The organism is Sphingopyxis sp. (assembly GCF_050916055.1).
In the GTDB taxonomy this organism is placed as follows: domain Bacteria; phylum Pseudomonadota; class Alphaproteobacteria; order Sphingomonadales; family Sphingomonadaceae; genus Sphingopyxis.
Window position 1 is genome coordinate 2,645,713 of record NZ_CP051527.1, and the last position, 21,694, is coordinate 2,667,406.

Genomic DNA, 21,694 nt, shown 5'->3' on the forward strand with positions numbered 1-21,694 from the left:
TGCCGAATGGCCGCATGACGTCAGTTTTCATTGACTTTTGATTTACATTAACTAGCGGACGCCCCCACGTTCGGGCAGGTTGGTGCCCGGGCGTCGTGGGGGTCGCTGTCGGGTGCTGGCATCACTGTTTCTGATCGGCGCGTCGCTGACGACGCCGCAGATGTCGGTTCAGGCCGCCAGCCAGACGATTGTCGAGGATGGGGCGGACGGGGCGGCGCGTGCAGTGAACCGTATGCTCGGCGGCATCGTCGGCTACACCCGCTGGCCCGGCGAGCCGGTCGGCGCCGCGCGGGTCATGTGCGTCTTCGGATCGCCGCGGCTGACCGAGCGCCTCGCCCCCGTGGTGCGGGGCGGTCCGGTGATCCGGGTGCGGCGGATGAGCGCTGCGGCGGCGACGGCCGGACAGGACTGCGACATAGTCTTCCTTGGCCGGATGCCGGTCGCCGATCGCCAGCGGCTGATCGGCTGGGTCCGCGGCCGGGCGGTGCTGACGATCACCGACGACGACGACGCCTGCCTTCACGGGGCGATGTTCTGCCTCGACCGCAAGGCGGCGGGGATCAGCTTTTCGGTCAATCTCGACGGGATCGCGCGCGGACCGCTGCGGATCGATCCGCGCGTGCTCAAGATCGGCCAGGACGCGGGGGACGCACGATGACCGAGCGCCCGTCCAGCCGCACGACGCTGCAAAAACTGCTGTCGCGCTTTCATTTTGGCATCACCCTGTTCGCGGTCGCACTCTCCGGGCTGACGATCCTGCTCGCCGGGGTCGCAGCGCTGCGCGGCTATGCCGACCGCAACATGGAACTGGCGGCGCAGCTCGGCGCCTATGGCGTCGAACCCGCGCTCGTCTTCAACGACCCCACCGCGGCGCGCGAAGGGATCGAGCCGTTGACCCGCATCCCGGGTATCGCGAAACTGCGCGTGTCCGACGATCGCGGCCGCCCGTTCGTCGAATGGGCATCGCCCAACGCCGATCCCGCCCCGCTGCTGACCCCCCTGTTCTTCCCGCATCCCTTCACGGTGCCGGTCCAGCGCAACGGGTCCGTGATCGGGCGGATCGAGGTGTGGGGCGACAGCTCGACGCTCACCGATTATGTGCGGATCGGGCTGCTCGCGGGCCTCGCCTGCCTGTTTGTCACCGCGCTCGGCACGATCGCGCTGGCGCGGCGGTTCGAATATGAACTCGTCAAGCCGCTGAACGAGATCGCGACCGTCGCGCACGACGTGCGGCTGCACCGCCGCTTCGACAAGCGCGTCCAGCCGCTCGGCATCGCCGAACTCGACCGGCTCGGCGGCGACATCAACGCGCTGCTCGACGAACTGGCGGGCTGGCAGGGGACGATGGAAAGCGAACGCGCCGTGCTCGCGCACCGCGCCTCGCACGATCCGCTCACCGCGATGCCGAACCGCGCCGCTTTCGACGAACAGCTGGCCCAGCGGATCGCCGCCGCCGGCGCCCGCGGCGAGCGCTTCGCCTTGCTGTTCATCGACGCCGACAATTTCAAGGCGGCGAACGACAGCTTCGGCCATGCCGCAGGCGACGCGGTGCTGGTGGCGCTGTCGGCGCGGATCAAGGACAGCCTGCGCGCAACCGATTTCGCGGCGCGCATCGGCGGCGACGAATTCATCGCCATCGTCGATCCGCTCGACGCCGACACAGCGGCCGACGCGCTCGCCAACCGCATCCGCACCGCGGTCGCGCCGCCGATCGCTTTGCCCGGCGGCGACAGCTATCGCATCGCGGTCAGCGTCGGCGTCGCGATCTATCCCGACGACGGCGGCGATGCGATCGCCCTGCTTACCGCCGCCGACGCCGGCATGTACGCCGACAAGCTGACCAACCGATCGAAATGACCAACGGAGTGCCCCTGTGACCCACGCCCCCCAGCGCCGGATTTCCATGTTCCTGCTGTCCCTGACCGCCGTGCTGCTCGCGGCCTGTCAAAGCCTGCCGGCCCCGGCGGGTTTCAGCCCCGCTCAGGTCGCCATGCTCGAATCCGAAGGCTTCGTCGAAGCCGGTGCGGGGTGGGAACTCACACTCGAAGAGCGGTTATTGTTCGATACCGACAAAAGCACGCTGTCACCCGAACAGGTCGGACGCATCGGCACGCTCGCACGCAACCTGGCGTCGGTCGGCATTCTGACGGCACGGGTCGAAGGCCACACCGATTCGACCGGGACCTCGGCCTATAACCTGACATTGTCGCAGGCACGGGCGGAGACGGTGGCGGCGCCGATGCAGGCCAACGGCATGCGGCTGACCGCCGACCGCATCGTCGGACGCGGCGAAACACTGCCGCTGTCGAGCAACGACACCCCCGAAGGACGCCAGGACAATCGCCGCGTCGTGATCATCGTCGCGCCCGAATAAGCGCCCAACCTGTCGCGGCGCCTTTTCTTGCCCCGCGTTCGCGGCTAAGCCGCGCGCATGAAACCGATCCGGAAAGCCGTATTTCCCGTCGCCGGCCTCGGCACGCGATTCCTCCCCGCGACCAAGGCGATCCCGAAGGAGATGCTGCCCGTCGTCGACCGGCCGCTGATCCAATATGCGGTCGACGAGGCGCGCGAAGCGGGGATCGAGCAGATGATCTTCGTCACCGGTCGCGGCAAGAGCGCGATCGAGGATCATTTCGACATCGCGTTCGAGCTGGAAAAGACGATGTCCGAACGCGGCAAGGATCTGACCGTGCTCGAACCGACACGCCTCGGCCCCGGCAATTGCGCCTATGTGCGGCAGCAGGAGCCGATGGGGCTGGGCCATGCGATCTGGTGCGCGCGCCACATCGTCGGCGACGAACCGTTCGCCATCTTTCTGCCCGACGAATTCATGCACGGCACCCCCGGCTGCATGAAGCAGATGGTCGACGCCTATGCCCAGGTCGGCGGCAATCTGATCTCGGTTCTCGAAGTGCCGCGCGAGCGGGTGTCCAGCTATGGCGTCATCGCGCCGGGCCGCGCCGACGGCGCGCTCACCGAAGTCATGGGACTGGTCGAAAAGCCCGCGGTCGCCGACGCGCCGTCGAACCTGATCATTTCGGGCCGCTACATCCTTCAGCCCGAGGTGATGCGGGTGCTGGAAAATCAGGAAAAGGGCGCGGGCGGCGAAATCCAGCTGACCGATGCGATGGCGACGATGATCGGCACCCAGCCCTTTCACGCGGTGACCTTCGACGGCGCGCGCTACGATTGCGGGTCGAAGGCCGGCTATATCCAGGCCAACCTCGCGGTCGCGCTCGAACGCCCCGACATGGCGGCGGAAGTCCGCGCCTTCGCGCTCGACCTGCTGAAATAGGTTCGGCGCCGGCCGGGGAATGCCCCGGCCGGCGCGCGCGCCTTATTCGCCTTCGATATTCGGCTTGGGAAAGGTGTCGGCGCCGATGGTGCGATACAGCCACCCACCGAGCGCCCCGCCGATGAGCGGCGCGACCCAGAACAGCCACAATTGTTGCAGCGCGATGCCGCCGACGACGAGCGCCGGCCCGGTGCTGCGCGCCGGATTGACCGAGGTGTTGGTCACCGGGATCGAGATCAGGTGGATCAGCGTCAGGCCGAGCCCGATGGCGAGCGGCGCGAAGCCCGCCGGTGCCCGCCCGTCGGTCGACCCCATGATGATCCACAGGAAGGCGGCGGTGAGCACGATCTCGACGATCCACGCCGAGGTCAGATCATATTGCCCCGGCGACGCCTCGCCAAAACCGTTCGCGGCAAGCTGGTTGGTCGCGGGATCGAAGCTGCCCGTCCCGCTCGCGACATAGTAAAGCAGGAACGCGGCGACGATCGCCCCCAGCACCTGAGCTGCGACGTACAGCGGGATGTCGCGCGCCTCGAACCGGCCGCCGGCCCACAGCCCGACGGTCACCGCAGGGTTGAGATGGCATCCCGAAATATGGCCGATCGCATAGGCCATGGTGACCACGGTCAACCCGAACGCCAGCGAAACGCCGAGCAGGCCGATCCCGACGTCGGGAAAGGCGGCGGCAAGGACGGCGCTGCCGCAGCCGCCGAACACGAGCCAGAATGTGCCGATGAACTCGGCAAGGCCTTTTTGCATGTTACTCATATGACCCTCCTCCCCGCCGGCGGCCATCGCGCCGCTGGCGCAGGATTGAGATTAGCAGCGTCACAGCGCGCGGCAAGTCATGGCTGGTTCACCGATAGTGCGCTACAAGGCGCGGCAATTGGTCGCAGCCGAAAGGAATCCCGATGTCGCCGAAACTCGCCCTGCTCCCCATCGCGTGCCTGGCGCTGGGCGGCTGCGTCAGCACGGCCAAGACCATCGTCACCGCGCCGTTCAAGGCGGTCGGCCAGGTCGCCGACTGGTCGACGACCAGCCAGGACGAAGCCGACCGCAACCGCGGCCGCGAGCTGCGCAAGCGCGAGGAACAGCTCGGCAAGCTGTCGCGCCAGCGCGACAAGGCGGCCGAAAAATGCCGCGACGGCAACGCCGACCAATGCCGGCGCGCCGAAGTGCTCGAGCATGAGATCGAGGCGGTGATGGCGGCGCCGAATTAATTCCTATCGCACGCGTCGGCCCGTCCACACGACGCGCCCGACCAGCTGCACCGCCGTCATCGGCAGGTCGTCCCAGCTGCGATAATGGCCATTGTCGCTGATCACCGCGATCCGCCCCGGCCCCGGCGCGCGCGCGACGCGTTTCACCATCAGCACATCGTCCATCCGCAGCACGTAAATGCCGTCGCGCAGCCGCGCCGCCGCATCGCCGCCGTCGACCAATATATCGTCGCCATCGTTCAGCGTCGGCGCCATCGAATCGCCCTCGACGCGAATGATGCTGAGCGCGCGCGGATCGGCGCCAAGCTCGCGCAGCCATTTGGGGTCGAAGGCGACTTCGCCCTCGATCGGCTCGCCGTCGATGCTCGCCCCCGCGCCCGCCGACGCGCCGATCGCCAGCTTGGGGACGAGGATCATGCCGGGCCCGCGCGCGCGCGCCGGGGTTGCGACGCGCTGCACCGGCCCGCCGAGCATCGCTTCGGACACACCGAGATAGGCGGCGACGCGGGCGCGATCCTGCTCGGCCAGCCGCCGCGGCGTGCCGCGCTTGATATATTGCTGGATATAGGCGGGATTGCGCCCGATCACCGCCGATAGGCGGGCATAGTCGATGCCCTTTTCCTGGAGCAGGCGATCGAGCGCGAGGCGCGGGTCATGGATGATATCGGCCACGGGCTGGTCCTTCCTATTTTGTCGTAGCAAACGGATTTTTCCTAGACAAGTAGGAAATTGCCAATCAGATAGGATTTATCCTATCGGGTGAGTCGCCCGATGATCGGCGCCATGGGAGGACAGTATGACGCGAAGCCTGCTGCAACGGATCGAAGCATTTCTGAAGGAGTCGGGGATGCCGCCGACCGTGTTCGGCCGCGAGGCGATTCGCGATCCGCGCTTCGTCAACGACATGCGCGGCGGGCGCGAGGCGGGGCTGCGGGTCGAATGCCGTGTGGAGCATTTTATGAACATGTGGCGCGCCAACCGGACAGTCGATCGCGGCGCAGCGGACCGCGACCCGCGCGGCCGGCACGCCTGGACGCGCACGGCGGAGCGCCGGTCGTGACGATGCGCTGGACCCCCGCCCCGCCGCCGCGGCCCGGCTGCCCGCATCGCCGGTTGCGCTGGCTGCTCGATCATATGCTGCCCGCCGGGCTGACGCTCGGCGCCTCGACGCTGCGACCGTGGGCAAGCGCCAACTTCGTCGGCGCGCGCCACCTGTTTCCCTGTGCTTTTGCGGCGGGCGATGCGGCGGCGCTGAGCGCCGCGCTACAAGCGCGGCTCGACGGCGCCGAATGGCGGCTGCCGGGGCATATCGTCGCCGACATCGTCGTTACGGCCGACGATGCGCCCGCACAGTTGCGGATCGAGATTTTGACCGTCGAGGATTGACCGGCGTCAGCCGACGGCGCGGCGCGTCATCCGTTGCAAGGTGCCGAGCGCCGCTTCGAGCGCAAAGTCGATTCCGGGCTCGTCGAGGTCCTGCACCGCATCGGGGGCGAGCACGGTGACCGGCGCCGCGGCGCCCTGACGGCGGCGCGCCAGCCCCGCCTCGAACCGCGCGACCATCGCGCCGAGGCTGTTGTCGACGGGTTCGGGCGCGACCGGATGGGCGAGCTCGGCGGGTTGCAGCCACGGCGCTTCGGCGTCGGCGGGGGCGTCGTCGAACGCGTCGTTGGGCATCGCGTCGGAGAGGACCAGCTCGTCGAGTTCATCGGCTTCGCTGTCGTCGGCGCGCGCTGCGAACGACAGGTCGAGCTCGTCGGCGTCGGCAGGCAGCGTATCGGGGACGGCCGCCACCGACGGCACCAGCCCGTCGGCGGGCAGGTCGCGGCCGGCGCGGATCGGCGGGCGCGGCGGGTCGTCGGGATGGAAATCGGCGCGGCGGCGCGGCAGCACCGCTTCGACATCGTCCTCGTCGGCGGGCGCGCGGCGGCGCAGCCGTCGCCCCCGTTCCGACAGGCCGGTCGATCCGGGCTGGGCGATCAGCAAGGCGACGATGCCCGCGATCAAAGCCGCGATGACCGTCATGCACAGCGCCAGCGCGAGCCGGCCGCCGTTGCCGACCGGCGGCACGAACAGGTCCGACAGCCGGTCGAGATACAGGTTCCAGCCGATTCCGGCGACCCAGGCGATCGGCATCAGCGCCGCGAACAGAAAGGTCAGCGCCGCAGCGCCGATCACCGCGGGCAGCGCCGGGCGCAGCCCGCTGAGCAGCACGGCCCAGGCGGGGCGGCGCGTTCGTTCCTCGGCATAATCCATCATGTTCCAACCCCGCCGCCCGTGGGGGCGCCGTTTCCTCTGTGTCGCTAGGCTGCGAGCGACGGCGGGTCGCGGCGCAGCAGTCGCTGGTAAACCGGTTCGTAACGTAAAATGTTTGACGACCAGTTACGATGGGTTTCGACAAAAATACGTGCGGTGTGCCGCCGTTCCGGCCACATCGCGCGGTCGCCGAGCATCGCCGCGAGCGCGGCGGCGATCGCCGCGGGGTCGTCGGGGGCGAACAGGCTGCCGGTCACGCCATCCTCGATCAGTTCGCGGTGGCCGCCGACGTCGGAGGCGGCGACCAGCTTGCCCTGCGCCATCGCCTCCAGCGGCTTCAAGGGCGTGACGAGGTCGGTGAGCCGCATCTTTTTGCGCGGATAGGCCAGAATATCGATCAGCGAATAATAGCGCTCGACCTCGCCATGCGGGACGCGGCCGACGAAATGGATATGGCCTGCGACCGGTGACGCCGCCGCCTGCGCCTTCAGCGCCGCCTCCATCGGCCCGCCGCCGACGAGCAGCAGCCGCGCCGCCGGCTCTGCGGCGACCAGCGCCGGCATCGCCGCGATCAGATCATTAATCCCCTCATAGTCGTAAAAGCTGCCGATAAAGCCGATCACCGCGTCGCCCGCCGCCAGCCCCAGCGTCGCCGCCAGCGCATCGTCGCGCGGTAGCGGATCGCCGAACAGGTCAAGATCGACGCCATTCGGCGACACGACGATCTTCGCCGGATCGACCCCGCGCGCGATCAGGTCGCCGCGCAGCCCGTCGCAGATCACCGCGACCGCATCGGCGGCCTTCACCGCATGGGTTTCGAGGCGCCGGGTCAGGAAATAGCGCGCGCTCCCCTCGCGCCCGGTGCCGTTGCCGACCGCCGCATCCTCCCAGAAGGCGCGAATCTCGTACAGCACGGGGATGCCCATGCGCTTGCCGACGCGCAGCGCCGCCATGGCGTCGAGCACCGGCGAATGGGCGTGGAGCAGGTCGGGCTGCCAGTCCCTGACCAGCGCCTCCACCCGCGCCGCCAGCGCCGCGATCTCGCGCCACTCGCGGATCGGCGAGCGCGCCGGCGCGATCGGCGCCGTGCGATAGAAGGTCAGCCCGTCAACCGTCTCGCCCCCATCTCCCTTGGCTTGTCCCGGCTCGGGATGGCGGACCCCGGTGACCCCGGCGACCTCCCACCCCTTCGCCGCCTGCGCCTTCATCAGCGCGCGGGTGCGAAACGTATAGCCGCTGTGCGCGGGCAGGCTGTGGTCGAGGATGTGAAGAATGCGGGTCATGACCCCGCGGGCTTTGCCAGACAAGCCTTAACGCGGCGTCAACCCCATATGGCTAAGCGAACGCGCATGGTCGACAATTTTTCCATCGGTCTGACGCACGCGCTGATGGCGATCGCGCTGTGGCGCCTGCTCTACCGCGACGACCTCGACCGCGAAGTCAGCCCGCGCATGCTGTGGCAGCACCGCAAGGATCAGGAAGACGGCGGCGATGCGTGACATCGCCTTCGTCGCCTTTCTGTTCGCCTTCATCGGGCTCGGCTTTCGCAAGCCGTTCCTGTTCGTGCTGTGCTTTTGCTATATCGACATCGTCGCGCCGCAGCGGCTCTCCTATTTCCTGATCAACTCGATCCCGATCTCGCTGATCGTCTTCGGGCTTGCGATCGTCGGCTGGCTCGCGGTCGACGACAAGCGCGATACCCGGTGGTCGGGGCGGCAGTTTCTGTTGATCGCGCTGCTCCTCTATTGCTGGATGACGACGATCCAGGCCGATTTCCCGGTCGAGGCCGCCGACAAATGGAGCTGGGTTTGGAAGGCGCTGGTCTGGGCGATTTTCCTGCCGCTGACATTGCGTACCAAGCTCAGGATCGAATCGCTGGTGCTGATCATGCTGCTGTCGGCGGCGTCGATCGCGATCGCCGGGGGCATCAAGACCGCGGCGGGCGGCGGCGGTTACGGCACGCTGCAACTGCTGCTCAACGAAAATTACGGCCTCTACGAAGGCTCGATCATGTCGACCGTCGGCATCGCGATCATCCCGCTGATCCTGTGGTATCGGCGCCACGGCACGATCTTCACCCCCGACTGGCGCGTCTCGCTGTTCTGCTTCGCGCTCTGTTTCGCTTGCATGCTGCTGCCGATCGGGACGCAGGCGCGCACCGGGCTCGTCTGCCTCGCGGTGCTCGCGGTGCTCTCGCTGCGCGCGGTGAAGCACCGCTTCCTCTATATGGCGGGCGCCGGGCTGCTCGCCATCGCCGCCATCCCCTTTCTGCCGCAAAGCTTCACCGAGCGGATGGAGACGATCCAGGGTTACAAGTCCGACCAGTCGGCCTCGACCCGCGTCGCGGTGTGGGCGTGGACCTGGGACTATGCCAAGGAGAACCCCTTCGGCGGCGGGTTCGAGGCCTATATCCAGAACCGGCTGCGCGTCGAAACGACCGGCGTCGACAAATATGACCCCGACAAGCCGCAGGAATCCGAAGCCACGGTCCACGACGAAAAATCGCGCGCCTATCATTCGAGCTATTTCGAGATGCTGGGCGAACAGGGATATCCGGGCCTCGCGCTGTGGCTGATCCTTCACATTTCGGGGCTCGTCCAGATGGAGCGGCTGCGCCGCCGCTATCTCAAGACGCGGCGCGGCGAGGAGCAATGGATCGCCCCGCTCGCGACCGCGCTCCAGCATGGCCACATCACCTATATGGTCGGGTCGCTGTTCGTCGGCGTCGCCTTCCAGCCGTTCATCTATATGATGCTCGCATTGCAGATGGGGCTGTCGACCTATGTCCGCCGCCGCGAGCGCGAGGCCGGCTGGCGCCCGCTCACCGCCCGCCCGGCGCAGGTTCCGGCGCGCGCGCCCGCGGCGGGCGCGGGCTGAGGTCTTCAACCCCTCCTCTGAAGAGGAGGGGCTTGGGGATGGGAACCAACCAACCGCCGGCGCGCTATGCCCGCATGTCCGCGCGCCTCATCCATGTCGACGACAGCCTGCCGGGGATCAGCCGCGAACGCCTGACGGGCGGCTGGCGCTACCGCGACGCCAAGGGCAAGGTCATTCGCGACCGCGCCGAAATCACGCGCCTCAACGCCATCGCGCTGCCCCCCGCTTATGAGGACGCGTGGTTCTGCCCCGCCCCCAATGGTCATATTCTCGCCACCGGGTATGACGCCCGCGGCCGCAAGCAATATCGCTACCATCCCGATTTTCGGTTGGCGCGCGAAGCCGACAAATATGATCGCTGCGCCGCCTTCGGCTATGCCCTGCCGCTGCTGCGCGCGCGGCTCGAAAGCGACCTCAATCGCCGCACCTTGTGTTCGGAGCGGGTCGTCGCGGCAGTCGTCCGCCTGCTCGACCTCGCCGCGCTGCGCATCGGCAACGAACAATATGTCGCCGCGAACCAGAGCTTCGGCGCGACGACGCTGCGCCAGCGGCACGCCAAGCTGTCGGGCCAGACGCTGCGCCTGAAATATGTCGCCAAGGGCGGCGCCAAGCGCGAGGTCGCGATCAGCGACCGCAGCCTGACGACGCTGGTCCGCCGCCTGCAGGACCTGCCAGGGCAGAACCTCTTTCAATATGAGGACGCCGGCGATCTGTGCGCGGTCGCGTCCGACGACGTCAACGCCTATATCCGCGAGGCGATGGGGGGCGAATTCAGCGCCAAGCATTTTCGCACCTGGTCGGCCAGCGTCGAAGCCTTCGCCTTCCTCTACGACGCCGCCGAACCGCCGACGTTGAAGGCGATGCTGCAGCATGTCGCCGACCGCTTGGGCAACACGCCGGCGATCGCGCGCAAGGCCTATGTCCATCCGGCGATGATCGCCGCAGCGCAGTTGCGCGGCGATTTTGCCGCGGCCGCCGGCCCGCTGCCGCGCGTCGCCAAATATCTTTCGCGTTACGAGCGCGGATTTTTGGCCTATCTGGAGCAGGCGCCCGATGCCGCGGCGCTGCTCCGTTCCGCCTGACACCCCGACACGAGGACCGATGTGATTTTGCCTTTTTTTGCCGCCGCAACGACCGCTACACCCAAGAGCGCCCCGGCTACCGCCGCCGCACCGACAAACCCGCTGCAAGACCTGCGCTATTGGTGGGACAGCAGCATCGCCTGGGTGAACAGCCACTGGCTGCAAATCTGCATTGCGATCGCCGCGGGGCTGATCATCTATTTCCTGCTGTCGATGATCCGCACCTTCGCGCTGAAGCGCGCGCAGTCGGCGCCCGGTCAATTCACCCTGACCGACATTGTCGGGCGGGTGATCCACAAGACCAAGTCGCTCGTCCTCGCGATCATCTCGATCCGCCTCGTCGCGGGCTATGCCCAGCCGCCCGCGCTCGTCCTGCAGATCATCCAGTTCGTCTTCACCGTCGCGGTCGTGATGCAGGTGGCGATCTGGGTGCGCGAGATCGTGCTCGGGCTGATCCAGCGCCGCGCCGCCGAGGGGCATAACGAGACGCTGTCGAACGCGATGGGGATCATCCGGCTGCTGATCAGCGTCGCATTGTTCGCGATCGCGGCGATCGTCATCCTCGACAATATGGGGGTCAATGTGACCGGGCTGGTCGCGGGCCTCGGCATCGGCGGCATCGCGATCGGCCTCGCCGCGCAGGGCATTTTTTCCGACCTCTTCGCCTCGCTGTCGATCATCTTCGACCGCCCGTTCCGCGTCGGCCAGACGATCAAATATGACACCAGCATCGCGACGGTCGAACGCATCGGGCTGAAAAGCACGCACCTGCGCTCGATCAACGGCGAGCTGCTCGTCATCTCGAACACCAACCTGCTGTCGAAGGAAATCACCAACTACGCCAACCTGCATCGGCGCCGCGTCCAATATGCGATCGGCGTCATCTATCAGACGAAGCCCGAGATGCTGCGCGCCCTCCCCGAACTGCTGAAGGCGCAGGTCACGGGCGAAGCCAATGAATTCGTCCGCTCGAGCTTCCTCGGCTTCGGTCCCTCCAGCCTCGATTTCGAACTCGTCGTCGATGTCCACAGCGACGAATATAACGAAGTCATCGCGGCGCGGACCGAGATCGGCATCCGCCTGTTCGAGGAACTGACGCGTGCGGGTTACGACTTCGCCTATCCGACCCAGACGACCTTCACCGCTGCGCCCGACGGGACGATGATTCTTCCCTATGCCGAAAGCGTGACGATGAAAGCGCCGAAGACCCCTCCGGCAGCCAAGCCCGCCTGACGCTACGGCGTCAAGGCCGGGCGGCTTGGCCCTTGTGCAAAGCGCTGCGAGCGGCCTAGAACGCGCCCCGAACCAACGATCGAGGGGATGACGAATGGCGACAATCACGCCGCAGGAATTGCAGACCAAGGTCGGCGAACATCTGGGCACGTCGGATTGGGTGCTGGTCGATCAGGAGATGATCAACAAGTTCGCCGACGCCACCGGCGACCACCAGTTCATCCATATCGACGAGAAAAAGGCCAAGCTGACGCCGTTCGGCGGGACGATCGCTCACGGTTTCCTCACCCTGTCGCTGATGCCGATGCTCGGGCAGAGCACCGACGGCCCCCGGGTCGGCGGCGTCAAGATGGGGGTCAATTACGGCTGCAACAAAGTGCGCTTCCTGGCCCCCGTGCGCTCGGGCAAGCGGGTGCGCAGCCATATCAAGCTGCTCGAACTGCTCGAAAAGCGCCCCGGCCAGTGGCAACAGACCAACGAAGTGACCGTCGAGATCGAGGGCGAGGAAAAGCCCGCGCTGATCGCCGAATGGATCAGCCAGTTCTTCGTTTGAAGTGACTAAGCCCCTCCCCTTCAAGGGAGGGGTTGGGGGTGGGGTCCATCGACCTTGCGCAAGGCCGATGGACCCCACCCGCTGCGACTAGGCAGCAAGCTGCCAAGTCTCGCTGCCCTCCCCCGAAGGGGAGGGATTTGGGATTGTTTAGGAGAAAACATCATGCGTGACGCCGTCATCGTTTCCACCGCCCGCACCCCGCTGACCAAGGCGGGCCGCGGATCGTTCAACAACACCCTCGCCCCGACGCTCGGCTCCTTCTCGGTCAAGGCCGCGGTCGAGCGCGCGGGCCTCGAAGGCGGCGAGATCGACGATGTCGTGTTCGGCGCCGCGATGCAGCAGGGGTCGCAGACGATGAACGTCGCACGCCTCATCGCGCTGCGGTCGGGCCTGCCCGTCACCGTCCCCGGCATGTCGATCGACCGCCAATGCTCGTCGGGCCTGATGACGATCGCGACCGCCGCGAAGCAGATCATCGTCGACCGCCAGGACATTTGCGTCGCCGGCGGCATCGAAAGCATCTCGAAGGTCAGCGGCAGCGGCAAGGTGTTCATCGAGACCGACGCCGAGCTGATCGCGATGCACAAGGACACCTATATGCCGATGATCGGCACCGCCGAGGTTGTCGCCAAACGCTATGGCATCAGCCGCGAAGCGCAGGACGAATATTCGCTCCAGTCGCAGCAGCGCACCGCCGCGGCGCAGGCCGCCGGCCTCTATGCCGACGAAATCGTCCCCTGCAACGCGACGATGGCGGTGATGGACAAGGAGACCAAGGAGGTCTCGTTCAAGGATGTCGTCGCCGACAAGGACGAGTGCAACCGCGCCGACACGACGCTCGAAGGGCTCGCCAGCCTGAAGCCGGTGATGGGCGAAGGCCACACGATCACTGCGGGCAACGCCAGCCAGCTCGCCGACGGATCGTCGGCCTGCGTGCTGATGGAAGCCAAGGTCGCCGAAAAGCGCGGTCTGACCCCGCTCGGCCGCTATGTCGGCATGGCGGTCGCCGGCACCGAGCCCGACGAAATGGGCATCGGCCCCGTGTTCGCGATCCCCAAGCTGCTCGAACGCTTCGACCTCAAGATCGACGACATCGGCCTGTGGGAACTCAACGAGGCGTTCGCGGTGCAGGTGCTCTATTGCCGCGATACGCTCGGCATCCCCAACGAGCTGCTCAACGTCAACGGCGGCTCGATCTCGATCGGCCATCCCTTCGGCATGACCGGCGCGCGCTGCACCGGCCACGCCTTGCTCGAAGGCAAGCGCCGCGGCGCCAAATACGCCGTCGTGACGATGTGCATCGGCGGCGGCCAGGGCGCGGCCGGCCTGTTCGAAGTCTTCTGAGGCCGCGGTGCCGGTCCGGTCGATCGCGACCGGCCGGCTCCGCCCCTGCAAAAGGATATATCCATGACTGCAATCGGCATCATCGCCACGCTGCGCGTGCAGCCCGGCAAGGAAGCGGAATTCGAAACCGTCTTCGCCGAGCTCGCCCCCGCGGTCGCCGCGAACGAACCCGGCAACAGCTATTACAGGCTGTTCCGCACCGAAGAGGCGGGCACCTACAAGGTGCTCGAATGCTATGACGACGGCGCCGCGGTCGAAGCGCACCGCGCGTCGGACCATTTCCGCACCCTCGGCGCCAAACTCGGCCCCTGCCTCGCCGGCGCACCCGAGATCGAGAAACTCGCGGCGGTTTAGGGCCGAGAAGATCGGTTACGACCGATTGCCGACATAACTGACCCAGCCCCTCCTCTTCAGAGGAGGGGTAGCGAGACTTACGAACGTGTTCGTTAGTCGCAGCGGGGTGGTGCTTGCGGCTGGGCGTGCGCCTTCGGCCACCACCCCGCTCGACTAAAGGCCCGGCTGCGCCGGACCAAGTCTCACTGCCCCTCCTCTGAAGAGGAGGGGTTGGATATGACTCCAAAACCACCCTTCCTCCCTCACCCCACCTCGGCAATCTCCCCAGCCCGGTCCCCCAGCACATAGCGCGGCCCCGCCCCGCGCTGCGCCGCCTTGTCGTGCGCATTGTACAGCCCGCATTTCTTCAGGCTCAGACACCCGCAACCGATGCAGTTGCCGAGCAGCTCGCGCGTCCGTTCGAGCGCCGCGATCTGCGCCGAGATCCGCGCCCGCAGCCCGGTGCTGATCCGCGCCCAGTCGGCGGCGTTCGGCGTCCGCCCCGCCGGCAGCCGCGCCAGTTCGGCCGCAATTTCGTCGAGGCTCAAGCCCATCTGCTGCGCGATCAGGATGAACGACACGCGGCGGATGTCGGCGCGCAGGAAGCGCCGCTGGCCGCCGCGGGTGCGCAGCGCCGCGACCAGCCCCTTGGCTTCATAGAACCGGATCGCCGACACCGCGACGCCGGTGCGTGCCGCCAGGTCGCCGATCGCGATCAGGTCGGTCCGGTGCATCGTCAGCCTCCCTCACTTCCCGCTTGATCTAAACCTCACTTGAGCTTTCATAAGTATCGGCGTCAACCCGAATCGGAGCATCCCATGACGCACGCCTTCATCGAACATGTGAACCTGACGGTCCGCGACGCCGATCGCACCGCCGCCATCCTCGCCGCGATCTTCGGCTGGCACGAACGCTGGCGCGGCCCGGCGCGCGATGGCGGGCGCGTCATCCACCTCGGCAGCGACACCGCCTATGTCGCGCTCTACACCGGCCCCGGCGGCGAGCACGCCGGTGCCAGCTATGCCAAGGGCGAACCGCTCAACCATGTCGGGGTGCAGGTCGGCGACCTCGACACTGTCGAGATGCGCGTCAAGGCGGCCGGGCTCATCCCGTTCAGCCATGGCGATTACGAACCCGGCCGCCGCTTCTATTTCCTCGACCCCGACGGCATCGAATATGAGGTGGTGAGCTACGCCGACCCGCGCCCACGCTGAATCGGCGCAACGTCCGCGCGCCTCTTGCGTTGGGTGGTCATAGCCATTCGAAAGAGGAGCCTCCCCGATGAGCAAGGATATCAAGGAAACATTCTGGAAGGCGCTGGCCGACAGCCCCTATGTCATGGTCGGCCTGACCGGCGAGCGGATGCATCACGTCCCGATGAACGCCCAGCTCGACAAGGATGCCAACAGCGCCTTCTGGTTCTTCACCTCGACCGACAACCGCCTCGTCCCCGGCGGCCCGGCGATGGCGCAGTTCTCCGCCAAGGGCCACGACCTGTTCGCCTGCATTTCGGGCACGCTGCGCGCCGAAACCGACCGCGCGGTGCTCGACCGGCTGTGGAGCAACGGTGTCGAGGCGTGGTATGAGGGCGGCAAGGACGACCCCAAGCTCGTCCTGCTCCGCTTCGATCTCGACGACGCCGAAATCTGGACCGCCGACCCCGGCATCAAGGGCATCTTCAAGCTGATGACCGGCATGACGATGAAGGAAGGCGAACTCGGCGACCACGCCGAAGTCGCGCTGTAAGGCATTTCCTCCCTGTCGCGCAGCGATGGGGAGGGGGACCGTCCGCGCAGCGGATGGTGGAGGGGCGGCGGCGTTAGCGCCATCGCCCCTCCGTCAGCGCTCCGCGCTGCCACCTCCCCATGGCTCCGCCACAGGGAGGATTTTTAACCCACCCGCGGCCCCACCCGCCCGTCGCGAAACTCGAACCCGCCTTCGCGATCGCGCGCCAGCAACGCCGGCCCGTCGAGGTCGACCCAACGCGCCCGCTGCGCCAGCACGAACGCCGGTGCGATGGCCAGGCTGGTCGACAACATGCAACCAACCATGATCGCCAGCCCCGCCGCGTCGGCGGCGTCGGCCAGCCGCAGCGCCTCGGTCAGCCCGCCCGCCTTGTCCAGCTTGATGTTCACCCCATCGTAAAAGGCGCCGATCCGCGCGACGTCGGCGGCGGTGTGACAGCTTTCGTCGGCGACGAACGGCACCGGCGCATAGATCGGGTCGAGCAGCGCGTCGGCGCCGACCGGCACCGGCTGCTCGATCATCTCGACCCCCAGGTCGGCCAGCGCCTCGGCCTCGCCCAAGATGTCGAGCTGCCCCCAGCTTTCATTGGCATCGACGATCAGCCGCGCGTCGGGCGCACCTTTGCGGACCCCGGCGACGCGCAGCCGGTCATCCTCGCCGGTCAGCTTCAGCTTGAGCAGGCGATAACCGTCGGCCGCCGCGCTCGCCGCCTGTTCGGCCATCGCCCCCGGCGAACCGAGCGAGATGGTGAAGGCGGTATCGCGCGCGGTCGGCGCGCCGTCGCATCCGGCGAGCTGCCATAGCCTCAGGCCGCGCTGCTGCGCCTCGAGGTCCCACAGCGCGCAGTCGAGCGCGTTGCGCGCTGCGCCCGGCGCCATGATGTCCTGCACCACCGCCCGCGCCGCCGCCGCGTCGAGGTCGGCGATATGCGCCGCGGCGCGCAATATCTCGTCGCGGCAACCGGCGGCATCCTCGCCCAGATAATAGACCGGCGTCCCCTCGCCGCGCCCCACCGCGCCGTCGGCGCCCAGCACCTCGGCGACGACGACATCGACGAATGTCTTGGCGCCGCGCGCGATCACGAACGATCCCGCGACCGCCCAGCGCTCGACCCGGACGCTTTTCAGTTGGATAGCCATGCGCGGACACTAAGGGTGAAGCCCATGACCGGCAAATCCCTTTCCGAACGCATCGGCGACCTCGGCCACCGCCTCGCCGTCGAGGCGCACGCCGCCTGGCTCGCCGCCCGCGACCCGCGCACGCCGATCGTCGCGCGCGTGCTGGCGATCGCGGTCGCCGCCTATGCGCTCTCGCCGATCGACCTGATCCCCGATTTCATCCCGGTCCTCGGCTGGCTCGACGATCTGCTGATCGTCCCGCTCGGGCTATGGGCGGTCCGCCGGATGATCCCCGACACGCTATGGGCCGAACTCCACGCCGCCGCCGAAACCGCCGGCGACCGTCCGTCGAGCCGCGTCGGCATGGGCTTCATCCTGCTGCTGTGGGCAGGGCTGCTGTATCTGGTCTATTGGGCCGTGCGCACGTCGCCGGTGCATTGAGCGGAGGGGTAGCGTTCGAAAACGTCTGCTTTGGGGTGGATCAAGACAATCCCCCTCCCTTTTAGGGAGGGGTTAGGGGTGGGTTGCGAGCGATAGCGAGCGGCGGTGCGTATGCCGCCGTTGGCGGCTACCCACCCCCGACCCCTCCCTAAAAGGGAGGGGAGCAGATGATGTCCGCAACCAGCCAAAATCCGCCGCGTCGCTAACCGGCCACCCTCACCCCCCGTGGCTGCGGATCCACCCCTCGACCACCGGCGCGATCTCTTCGCGCCATTTGCGGCCGTTGAAGATGCCGTAATGGCCGACGCCCTTGGCCATCAGATATTTCTTGCGCTCGGCGGGCAGCGCCTTGGCCAGCGTCAGCGCCGCCTTGGTCTGGCCGATCCCCGAAATATCGTCGCGCTCGCCCTCGATCGCCAGGATCGCGATATCTTCGATCGCTCCGACATCGACCGGCTTGCCGCGATGCAGCATCTCGCCCTTGGGCAGCGCGTGGCGCTGGAACACCAGGTCGACTGTCTGCAAATAGAACTCGGCTGTCATGTCGCACACCGACCGATATTCGTCGTAAAATTCCTTGGTCTTGTCGGCGCTCTCGCCGTCGCCATCGACCAGATGGCCGAACATCTCCCAATGGCTCATCATATGGTTGCCAAGGTTCATCGACATGAAGCCTGCAAGTTGCAGGAAGCCCGGGTAGACGCGGCGCCCGGCGCCCGGATACCAGGCCGGGACGGTGACGATCACATTTTCCTGAAACCAGGCGTGCGGCCGCGTCATCGCATGGTCGTTGACCGCGGTCGGCGCCTTGCGCGTGTCGATCGGCCCGCCCATCATCGTCAGCGTCTTCGGCCGGCACTTGTGCTTGTCGGCCGCCATGATCGCCGCGGCGGCGAGGCTCGGGACCGACGGCTGGCACACCGCCAGCATATGCGCCCCCGGCCCGATATGCTCCATCCAGCCGATCAGATAATCGACATAATCGTCGAGGTCGAACTTGCCCGCCTCCAGCGGCACGTTACGCGCGTCGCGCCAGTCGGTGATCCACACGTCGTGGCCGGGCAGCATCCGTTCGACGGTGCCGCGCAGCAGCGTCGCATAATGGCCCGACATCGGCGCGACGATCAGCAGCTTAGGCGCACCGTCACTGCCCTTATGCTTGAAATGCTTGAGCTGGCCGAACGGCTTGCGCGCCTCGACCTTTTCGGTCACCCGCACCATCTCGCCGTCGACTTCGGTTTCGTAAAGCTCGAACCCCGGCTTGCCGCGCGGCGCCGCTGCGTGCGCGAACACCTCGAGCGCCGAGGCGAACATCGGGCTGCCCCCGAAATAGCCGAGCGGGTTCGCAGGATGCTGCATCACCTGCGCCCCCGCGGTCGCCAGCACGCTCGCCCCCGCGAGCCAGCTCTTCTGCATTTCAAAGGCGTGATACAGCATGTGCGATTGTTCCTTGCGTTGCCCCGGCGGCTCTCTGGCGCCTTCGCGTTGCCGCCCAGTCTAGGCACTCGGCTTTTTTGTGCAATGCATCATTTCGCGCAGCTTAAAGGCGCATGAAGCTCTACGGTCGTTGAGCGGCGTCCCCGCGGCTGCTAGGGCGATGCCAATGGCGACAGCATCCGATCCATCTCCCGCGCCCGCTTCGTCCGAAGCGCCGGACGCGCGTCCCCGCAAACTCGGCAGCCTGCGGATGATCTGGCATTATGCCAGCCGCTATCCGCTGCAAATCGTGATTGCGGCGATCGCGCTCGGCATCGCCGCGCTCGCGACACTGGCGATCCCGTGGCAGTTCAAGGAGATGATCGACAGCGGCTTCGTCGCCGGCGGCGGCGACGTCGCGCCGCATTTCCGGTTCTTTTATCTGATCGTGGTCTTGCTCGCGCTCGCCACCGCGCTGCGCTTCTATTTCGTCAGCTGGCTCGGCGAACGCACCGTCGCCGACATCCGCCAGGCGGTGCAGCGCAACCTGCTCCGCCTCGCCCCCGGGTTTTTCGAGGAAAACCGCCCGTCCGAAATCGCCTCGCGGATGACCTCGGACACCGCGGTGATCGAACAGGTGGTCGGCACCACCGTCTCGGTCGCGCTGCGCAACATGGTGATGGGCATCGGCGGCATCGCCTACCTCTTCACCCTGTCGCCGAAACTGACCGGCGGCATCCTGCTCGGCATCCCGGTGATCATCATGCCGATCGTGCTGCTCGGCCGAAAACTGCAGAATGTCTCGCGGTCGAGCCAGGATCGCGTCGCCGACATCGGCGCGACCACCGCCGAACAATTGGGCGCGATGAAGATCGTCCAGGCATTCGGCCAGCAGGACCGCGAGGCCGAGCGCTTCGGCACCGCGGTCGAGGCGAATTTCGTCACCGCCAAGCGCCGCATTCGGCTGCGCGCGATGATGACCGCAATCGTCATCGGGCTGCTGTTCGGCGCGATCACCACCCTGCTCTGGTACGGCGCCGCCGGGGTGGCCGCGGGGACGATCACCGGCGGCACGATCGCCGCCTTCGTCCTCACCGGCGGCCTCGTCGCGGGCGCGTTCGGCGCGCTGACCGAGGTTTATGGCGACCTGCTGCGCGCCGCCGGCGCCGCCGAGCGACTGAGCGAACTGCTGAGCGCCGAGCCCGGCATCGCGCCGCCGGCGCGCCCGCGCGCCTTTCCCGAACCCGCGCTCGGAACGCTCGAGTTTCGGAGCGTCGAATTCCGCTACCCGACCCGCCCCGACGCGCCCGCGCTCCACGACTTCAGCCTCGCGATCAACCCGCGCGAGACGGTGGCGATCGTCGGCCCGTCGGGCGCCGGCAAATCGACCTTGTTTCAGCTCGCCGAACGTTTCTACGATCCGCAGGGCGGCAGCATCCTCCTCGACGGCGTCCCGCTCGTCGAGGCCGACCCCGCCGACATCCGCGAGCGCATCGCGATGGTGCCGCAGGAAACGGTGATCTTCGCCGCCTCGGCGCGCGACAATCTGCGCTACGGCAATTGGGCCGCCAGCGACGACGAACTGTGGGAAGCGGCGCGCAACGCCAATGCCGAGGAGTTTCTACGCAAGCTGCCGCAAGGACTCGACACCTTCATGGGTGAAGGCGGCGCGCGCCTGTCGGGCGGCCAGCGCCAGCGCATCGCGATCGCGCGTGCGCTGCTGCGCCGCTCGCCGCTGCTGCTGCTCGACGAGGCGACCTCGGCGCTCGACGCCGAATCCGAAAAGCTCGTCCAGGACGCGCTCGAGGCGCTGATGCACGACCGCACGACGATCGTCATCGCGCACCGTCTCGCGACCGTGCGCGCCGCCGACCGCATCATCGTGATGGACGACGGCCGCATCGTCGAGGAAGGCAAGCATGACGCGCTCGTTGCCGCCGACGGCCTCTACGCCCGCCTCGCGCGGCTGCAGTTCCAGGACAATCTCGCCGCCGCCTGACGGCGCCCGCATAAAGGATGTGACGATGCTCTACGACCTGACCGTGCCCGCCTATGCCAACGGCCTCGGCGCCCTTTCAGCCCAGCTCGACAAGGCGCTCGCGTGGGGCGCCGACAACGGCATCGGCGAGTTGCAGTTCATCGCCGCGCGGCTCGCGCCCGACATGCACCCGCTCGCCGCGCAGGTGCGCTTTTCCTGCGCACAGGCGATGCAGCCCGCGACCCGGTTCGGCGCCGCGGGCGCGCCCGCCTTTGCCGAGGACGCGGCCGACTTCGCCGGGCTTCAGGCGCAAATCGCCGCGACGCTCGGCTGGCTGGCGGGCGTCGATCGCGGGACCTTCGCCGGCGATCCCGATCGCCCGGTCGGTTTCGAGCTGCCCAACGGCATGGCCTTCGACACGACCGCTCTGGCCTATGTCCGCGACTGGGCGCAGCCGCAATTCTACTTCCACCTCGTCGCCGCCTACGCGATCCTCCGCCACATGGGCGTGCCGCTCGGCAAGGCCGACTATGTCGGCTATATGATGCAATATCTCCGCCCCGGCACCGCGCCGGCGGGCTGATCCCAAGCCATGGGGCGTGCGGACCCGAGGCCTACGAAGGCCTTGGAGCAGAAATCCTCCCTGTGGCGAAGCCATGGGGAGGTGGCAGCGCGGAGCGCTGACGGAGGGGCCATGGCGCAACCGTTGCCTCCCCGCCACCCTCCGCATCGCCGCACGACAGCGAGGATTGTCTCCGCATCGTCACCCCGGACCTGGTCCGGGGTCCAGGACGTCAGCGCC

26 protein-coding genes are annotated in these 21,694 nt (G+C 67.4%); 19 read left to right on the forward strand and 7 right to left on the reverse strand.

Annotated features, from left to right (window positions below; translation table 11 throughout):
• Nucleotides 1-112: 112 nt before the first annotated feature.
• From HEQ22_RS12875 to galU, 4 genes are read left to right on the forward strand one after another with little or no spacing between them, the layout of a single operon-like run.
• Entirely contained in the window at nt 113-658 is a 546-nt protein-coding gene (locus HEQ22_RS12875) for a YfiR family protein (protein WP_432768293.1), read from the forward strand.
• Nucleotides 655-1,857, forward strand: a complete 1,203-nt coding sequence (locus tag HEQ22_RS12880) for a diguanylate cyclase domain-containing protein (protein WP_432768294.1) — start codon at nt 655-657, stop codon at nt 1,855-1,857. Before HEQ22_RS12875 ends, HEQ22_RS12880 begins: the two co-directional genes overlap by 4 nt.
• A gap of 16 nt (nt 1,858-1,873) precedes the next feature.
• Entirely contained in the window at nt 1,874-2,374 is a 501-nt protein-coding gene (locus HEQ22_RS12885) for an OmpA family protein (protein ID WP_432768295.1), read from the forward strand.
• Nucleotides 2,375-2,431: 57 nt separating this feature from the next.
• Complete coding sequence (galU, locus tag HEQ22_RS12890) at nt 2,432-3,295, forward strand: UTP--glucose-1-phosphate uridylyltransferase GalU (protein WP_432768296.1); 864 nt, start codon at nt 2,432-2,434, stop codon at nt 3,293-3,295.
• Nucleotides 3,296-3,337: 42 nt separating this feature from the next.
• Here the strand turns inward: galU and aqpZ are convergent, their stop codons facing one another.
• On the reverse strand, nt 3,338-4,063 hold the full coding sequence (gene aqpZ / locus HEQ22_RS12895; RefSeq protein ID WP_432768297.1) for an aquaporin Z: 726 nt from the start codon (nt 4,061-4,063) through the stop codon (nt 3,338-3,340).
• A gap of 143 nt (nt 4,064-4,206) precedes the next feature.
• Between aqpZ and HEQ22_RS12900 the strand changes: the two genes are divergently transcribed.
• Nucleotides 4,207-4,515, forward strand: coding sequence for a hypothetical protein (locus HEQ22_RS12900; RefSeq protein WP_432768298.1), 309 nt, complete (start codon nt 4,207-4,209; stop codon nt 4,513-4,515).
• 3 nt (nt 4,516-4,518) lie between these two features.
• Here HEQ22_RS12900 and HEQ22_RS12905 read toward each other — a convergent pair whose 3' ends face one another.
• Entirely contained in the window at nt 4,519-5,187 is a 669-nt protein-coding gene (locus HEQ22_RS12905) for a S24 family peptidase (protein ID WP_432768299.1), read from the reverse strand.
• A gap of 124 nt (nt 5,188-5,311) precedes the next feature.
• On the opposite strand from HEQ22_RS12905, the gene HEQ22_RS12910 reads away from it, so the two are divergent.
• The gene (locus HEQ22_RS12910) at nt 5,312-5,575 is read left to right on the forward strand and encodes a hypothetical protein (RefSeq protein ID WP_432768300.1); all 264 of its coding nucleotides are present in this window, start codon (nt 5,312-5,314) and stop codon (nt 5,573-5,575) included.
• A gap of 2 nt (nt 5,576-5,577) precedes the next feature.
• Nucleotides 5,578-5,901, forward strand: coding sequence for a hypothetical protein (locus HEQ22_RS12915; protein WP_432770876.1), 324 nt, complete (start codon nt 5,578-5,580; stop codon nt 5,899-5,901).
• Between the two features lie 6 nt (nt 5,902-5,907).
• Here the strand turns inward: HEQ22_RS12915 and HEQ22_RS12920 are convergent, their stop codons facing one another.
• Both HEQ22_RS12920 and HEQ22_RS12925 read right to left on the reverse strand, forming a co-directional pair.
• Entirely contained in the window at nt 5,908-6,774 is an 867-nt protein-coding gene (locus HEQ22_RS12920; RefSeq protein WP_432768301.1) for a hypothetical protein, read from the reverse strand.
• Between the two features lie 44 nt (nt 6,775-6,818).
• Entirely contained in the window at nt 6,819-8,054 is a 1,236-nt protein-coding gene (locus HEQ22_RS12925; RefSeq protein WP_432768302.1) for a TIGR04063 family PEP-CTERM/XrtA system glycosyltransferase, read from the reverse strand.
• Nucleotides 8,055-8,120: 66 nt separating this feature from the next.
• Here HEQ22_RS12925 and HEQ22_RS12930 point away from each other — a divergent pair, with 66 nt between their 5' ends.
• The 7 genes from HEQ22_RS12930 (at nt 8,121) to HEQ22_RS12960 (ending at nt 14,214) form a co-directional block, all read left to right on the forward strand.
• Nucleotides 8,121-8,270: a hypothetical protein gene (locus HEQ22_RS12930; protein ID WP_432768303.1), complete on the forward strand. Its 150-nt coding sequence runs from the start codon at nt 8,121-8,123 to the stop codon at nt 8,268-8,270.
• Nucleotides 8,263-9,648 (forward strand): putative O-glycosylation ligase, exosortase A system-associated, encoded by a 1,386-nt coding sequence (locus tag HEQ22_RS12935; protein ID WP_432768304.1) that lies wholly within the window; start codon nt 8,263-8,265, stop codon nt 9,646-9,648. Before HEQ22_RS12930 ends, HEQ22_RS12935 begins: the two co-directional genes overlap by 8 nt.
• Nucleotides 9,649-9,686: 38 nt before the next feature.
• Nucleotides 9,687-10,730 (forward strand): DNA topoisomerase IB, encoded by a 1,044-nt coding sequence (locus tag HEQ22_RS12940; RefSeq protein ID WP_432768305.1) that lies wholly within the window; start codon nt 9,687-9,689, stop codon nt 10,728-10,730.
• Nucleotides 10,731-10,832: 102 nt separating this feature from the next.
• The gene (locus HEQ22_RS12945) at nt 10,833-11,963 is read left to right on the forward strand and encodes a mechanosensitive ion channel family protein (RefSeq protein ID WP_432770877.1); all 1,131 of its coding nucleotides are present in this window, start codon (nt 10,833-10,835) and stop codon (nt 11,961-11,963) included.
• A gap of 94 nt (nt 11,964-12,057) precedes the next feature.
• Complete coding sequence (locus HEQ22_RS12950; protein WP_432768306.1) at nt 12,058-12,516, forward strand: MaoC family dehydratase; 459 nt, start codon at nt 12,058-12,060, stop codon at nt 12,514-12,516.
• A 162-nt stretch (nt 12,517-12,678) separates the two neighbouring features.
• Nucleotides 12,679-13,860: an acetyl-CoA C-acyltransferase gene (locus tag HEQ22_RS12955; RefSeq protein WP_432768307.1), complete on the forward strand. Its 1,182-nt coding sequence runs from the start codon at nt 12,679-12,681 to the stop codon at nt 13,858-13,860.
• A gap of 63 nt (nt 13,861-13,923) precedes the next feature.
• Nucleotides 13,924-14,214, forward strand: a complete 291-nt coding sequence (locus HEQ22_RS12960; protein WP_432768308.1) for a putative quinol monooxygenase — start codon at nt 13,924-13,926, stop codon at nt 14,212-14,214.
• A gap of 242 nt (nt 14,215-14,456) precedes the next feature.
• On the opposite strand, the gene soxR is transcribed toward HEQ22_RS12960, so the two are convergent.
• Complete coding sequence (soxR, locus tag HEQ22_RS12965; protein WP_432768309.1) at nt 14,457-14,927, reverse strand: redox-sensitive transcriptional activator SoxR; 471 nt, start codon at nt 14,925-14,927, stop codon at nt 14,457-14,459.
• Nucleotides 14,928-15,011: 84 nt separating this feature from the next.
• Between soxR and HEQ22_RS12970 the strand changes: the two genes are divergently transcribed.
• On the forward strand, nt 15,012-15,407 hold the full coding sequence (locus tag HEQ22_RS12970) for a VOC family protein (protein ID WP_432768310.1): 396 nt from the start codon (nt 15,012-15,014) through the stop codon (nt 15,405-15,407).
• Between the two features lie 67 nt (nt 15,408-15,474).
• On the forward strand, nt 15,475-15,939 hold the full coding sequence (locus HEQ22_RS12975; protein WP_432768311.1) for a pyridoxamine 5'-phosphate oxidase family protein: 465 nt from the start codon (nt 15,475-15,477) through the stop codon (nt 15,937-15,939).
• 143 nt (nt 15,940-16,082) lie between these two features.
• On the opposite strand, the gene HEQ22_RS12980 is transcribed toward HEQ22_RS12975, so the two are convergent.
• A complete protein-coding gene (locus HEQ22_RS12980; protein WP_432768312.1) occupies nt 16,083-17,078 on the reverse strand; it encodes a dipeptide epimerase in 996 nt (331 codons plus the stop codon).
• A 24-nt stretch (nt 17,079-17,102) separates the two neighbouring features.
• On the opposite strand from HEQ22_RS12980, the gene HEQ22_RS12985 reads away from it, so the two are divergent.
• On the forward strand, nt 17,103-17,498 hold the full coding sequence (locus tag HEQ22_RS12985; RefSeq protein WP_432768313.1) for a YkvA family protein: 396 nt from the start codon (nt 17,103-17,105) through the stop codon (nt 17,496-17,498).
• Between the two features lie 216 nt (nt 17,499-17,714).
• Here the strand turns inward: HEQ22_RS12985 and HEQ22_RS12990 are convergent, their stop codons facing one another.
• Complete coding sequence (locus tag HEQ22_RS12990) at nt 17,715-18,935, reverse strand: polyhydroxyalkanoate depolymerase (RefSeq protein WP_432768314.1); 1,221 nt, start codon at nt 18,933-18,935, stop codon at nt 17,715-17,717.
• 166 nt (nt 18,936-19,101) lie between these two features.
• On the opposite strand from HEQ22_RS12990, the gene HEQ22_RS12995 reads away from it, so the two are divergent.
• Together HEQ22_RS12995 and HEQ22_RS13000 are read left to right on the forward strand one after the other, a co-directional pair.
• On the forward strand, nt 19,102-20,913 hold the full coding sequence (locus HEQ22_RS12995; RefSeq protein ID WP_432768315.1) for an ABC transporter transmembrane domain-containing protein: 1,812 nt from the start codon (nt 19,102-19,104) through the stop codon (nt 20,911-20,913).
• 25 nt (nt 20,914-20,938) lie between these two features.
• Nucleotides 20,939-21,475 carry a DUF1993 domain-containing protein gene (locus tag HEQ22_RS13000; RefSeq protein ID WP_432768316.1) on the forward strand — a complete coding sequence of 179 codons (537 nt, stop codon included), beginning with the start codon at nt 20,939-20,941 and terminating at the stop codon, nt 21,473-21,475.
• Nucleotides 21,476-21,694 lie beyond the last annotated feature (219 nt).

Bases quoted from the DNA above. Each gene is read 5' to 3' on its own strand.
- HEQ22_RS12880 (WP_432768294.1), top strand. From the start codon at position 655: ATGACCGAGCGCCCGTCCAGCCGCACGACGCTGCAAAAACTGCTGTCG.
- galU (WP_432768296.1), top strand. From the start codon at position 2,432: ATGAAACCGATCCGGAAAGCCGTATTTCCCGTCGCCGGCCTCGGCACG.
- aqpZ (WP_432768297.1), bottom strand. From the start codon at position 4,063: ATGAGTAACATGCAAAAAGGCCTTGCCGAGTTCATCGGCACATTCTGG.
- HEQ22_RS12900 (WP_432768298.1), top strand. From the start codon at position 4,207: ATGTCGCCGAAACTCGCCCTGCTCCCCATCGCGTGCCTGGCGCTGGGC.
- HEQ22_RS12910 (WP_432768300.1), top strand. From the start codon at position 5,312: ATGACGCGAAGCCTGCTGCAACGGATCGAAGCATTTCTGAAGGAGTCG.
- HEQ22_RS12915 (WP_432770876.1), top strand. From the start codon at position 5,578: ATGCGCTGGACCCCCGCCCCGCCGCCGCGGCCCGGCTGCCCGCATCGC.
- HEQ22_RS12920 (WP_432768301.1), bottom strand. From the start codon at position 6,774: ATGATGGATTATGCCGAGGAACGAACGCGCCGCCCCGCCTGGGCCGTG.
- HEQ22_RS12925 (WP_432768302.1), bottom strand. From the start codon at position 8,054: ATGACCCGCATTCTTCACATCCTCGACCACAGCCTGCCCGCGCACAGC.
- HEQ22_RS12930 (WP_432768303.1), top strand. From the start codon at position 8,121: ATGGTCGACAATTTTTCCATCGGTCTGACGCACGCGCTGATGGCGATC.
- HEQ22_RS12935 (WP_432768304.1), top strand. From the start codon at position 8,263: ATGCGTGACATCGCCTTCGTCGCCTTTCTGTTCGCCTTCATCGGGCTC.
- HEQ22_RS12940 (WP_432768305.1), top strand. From the start codon at position 9,687: ATGGGAACCAACCAACCGCCGGCGCGCTATGCCCGCATGTCCGCGCGC.
- HEQ22_RS12950 (WP_432768306.1), top strand. From the start codon at position 12,058: ATGGCGACAATCACGCCGCAGGAATTGCAGACCAAGGTCGGCGAACAT.
- HEQ22_RS12955 (WP_432768307.1), top strand. From the start codon at position 12,679: ATGCGTGACGCCGTCATCGTTTCCACCGCCCGCACCCCGCTGACCAAG.
- HEQ22_RS12960 (WP_432768308.1), top strand. From the start codon at position 13,924: ATGACTGCAATCGGCATCATCGCCACGCTGCGCGTGCAGCCCGGCAAG.
- soxR (WP_432768309.1), bottom strand. From the start codon at position 14,927: ATGCACCGGACCGACCTGATCGCGATCGGCGACCTGGCGGCACGCACC.
- HEQ22_RS12970 (WP_432768310.1), top strand. From the start codon at position 15,012: ATGACGCACGCCTTCATCGAACATGTGAACCTGACGGTCCGCGACGCC.
- HEQ22_RS12975 (WP_432768311.1), top strand. From the start codon at position 15,475: ATGAGCAAGGATATCAAGGAAACATTCTGGAAGGCGCTGGCCGACAGC.
- HEQ22_RS12980 (WP_432768312.1), bottom strand. From the start codon at position 17,078: ATGGCTATCCAACTGAAAAGCGTCCGGGTCGAGCGCTGGGCGGTCGCG.
- HEQ22_RS12985 (WP_432768313.1), top strand. From the start codon at position 17,103: ATGACCGGCAAATCCCTTTCCGAACGCATCGGCGACCTCGGCCACCGC.
- HEQ22_RS12990 (WP_432768314.1), bottom strand. From the start codon at position 18,935: ATGCTGTATCACGCCTTTGAAATGCAGAAGAGCTGGCTCGCGGGGGCG.
- HEQ22_RS12995 (WP_432768315.1), top strand. From the start codon at position 19,102: ATGGCGACAGCATCCGATCCATCTCCCGCGCCCGCTTCGTCCGAAGCG.
- HEQ22_RS13000 (WP_432768316.1), top strand. From the start codon at position 20,939: ATGCTCTACGACCTGACCGTGCCCGCCTATGCCAACGGCCTCGGCGCC.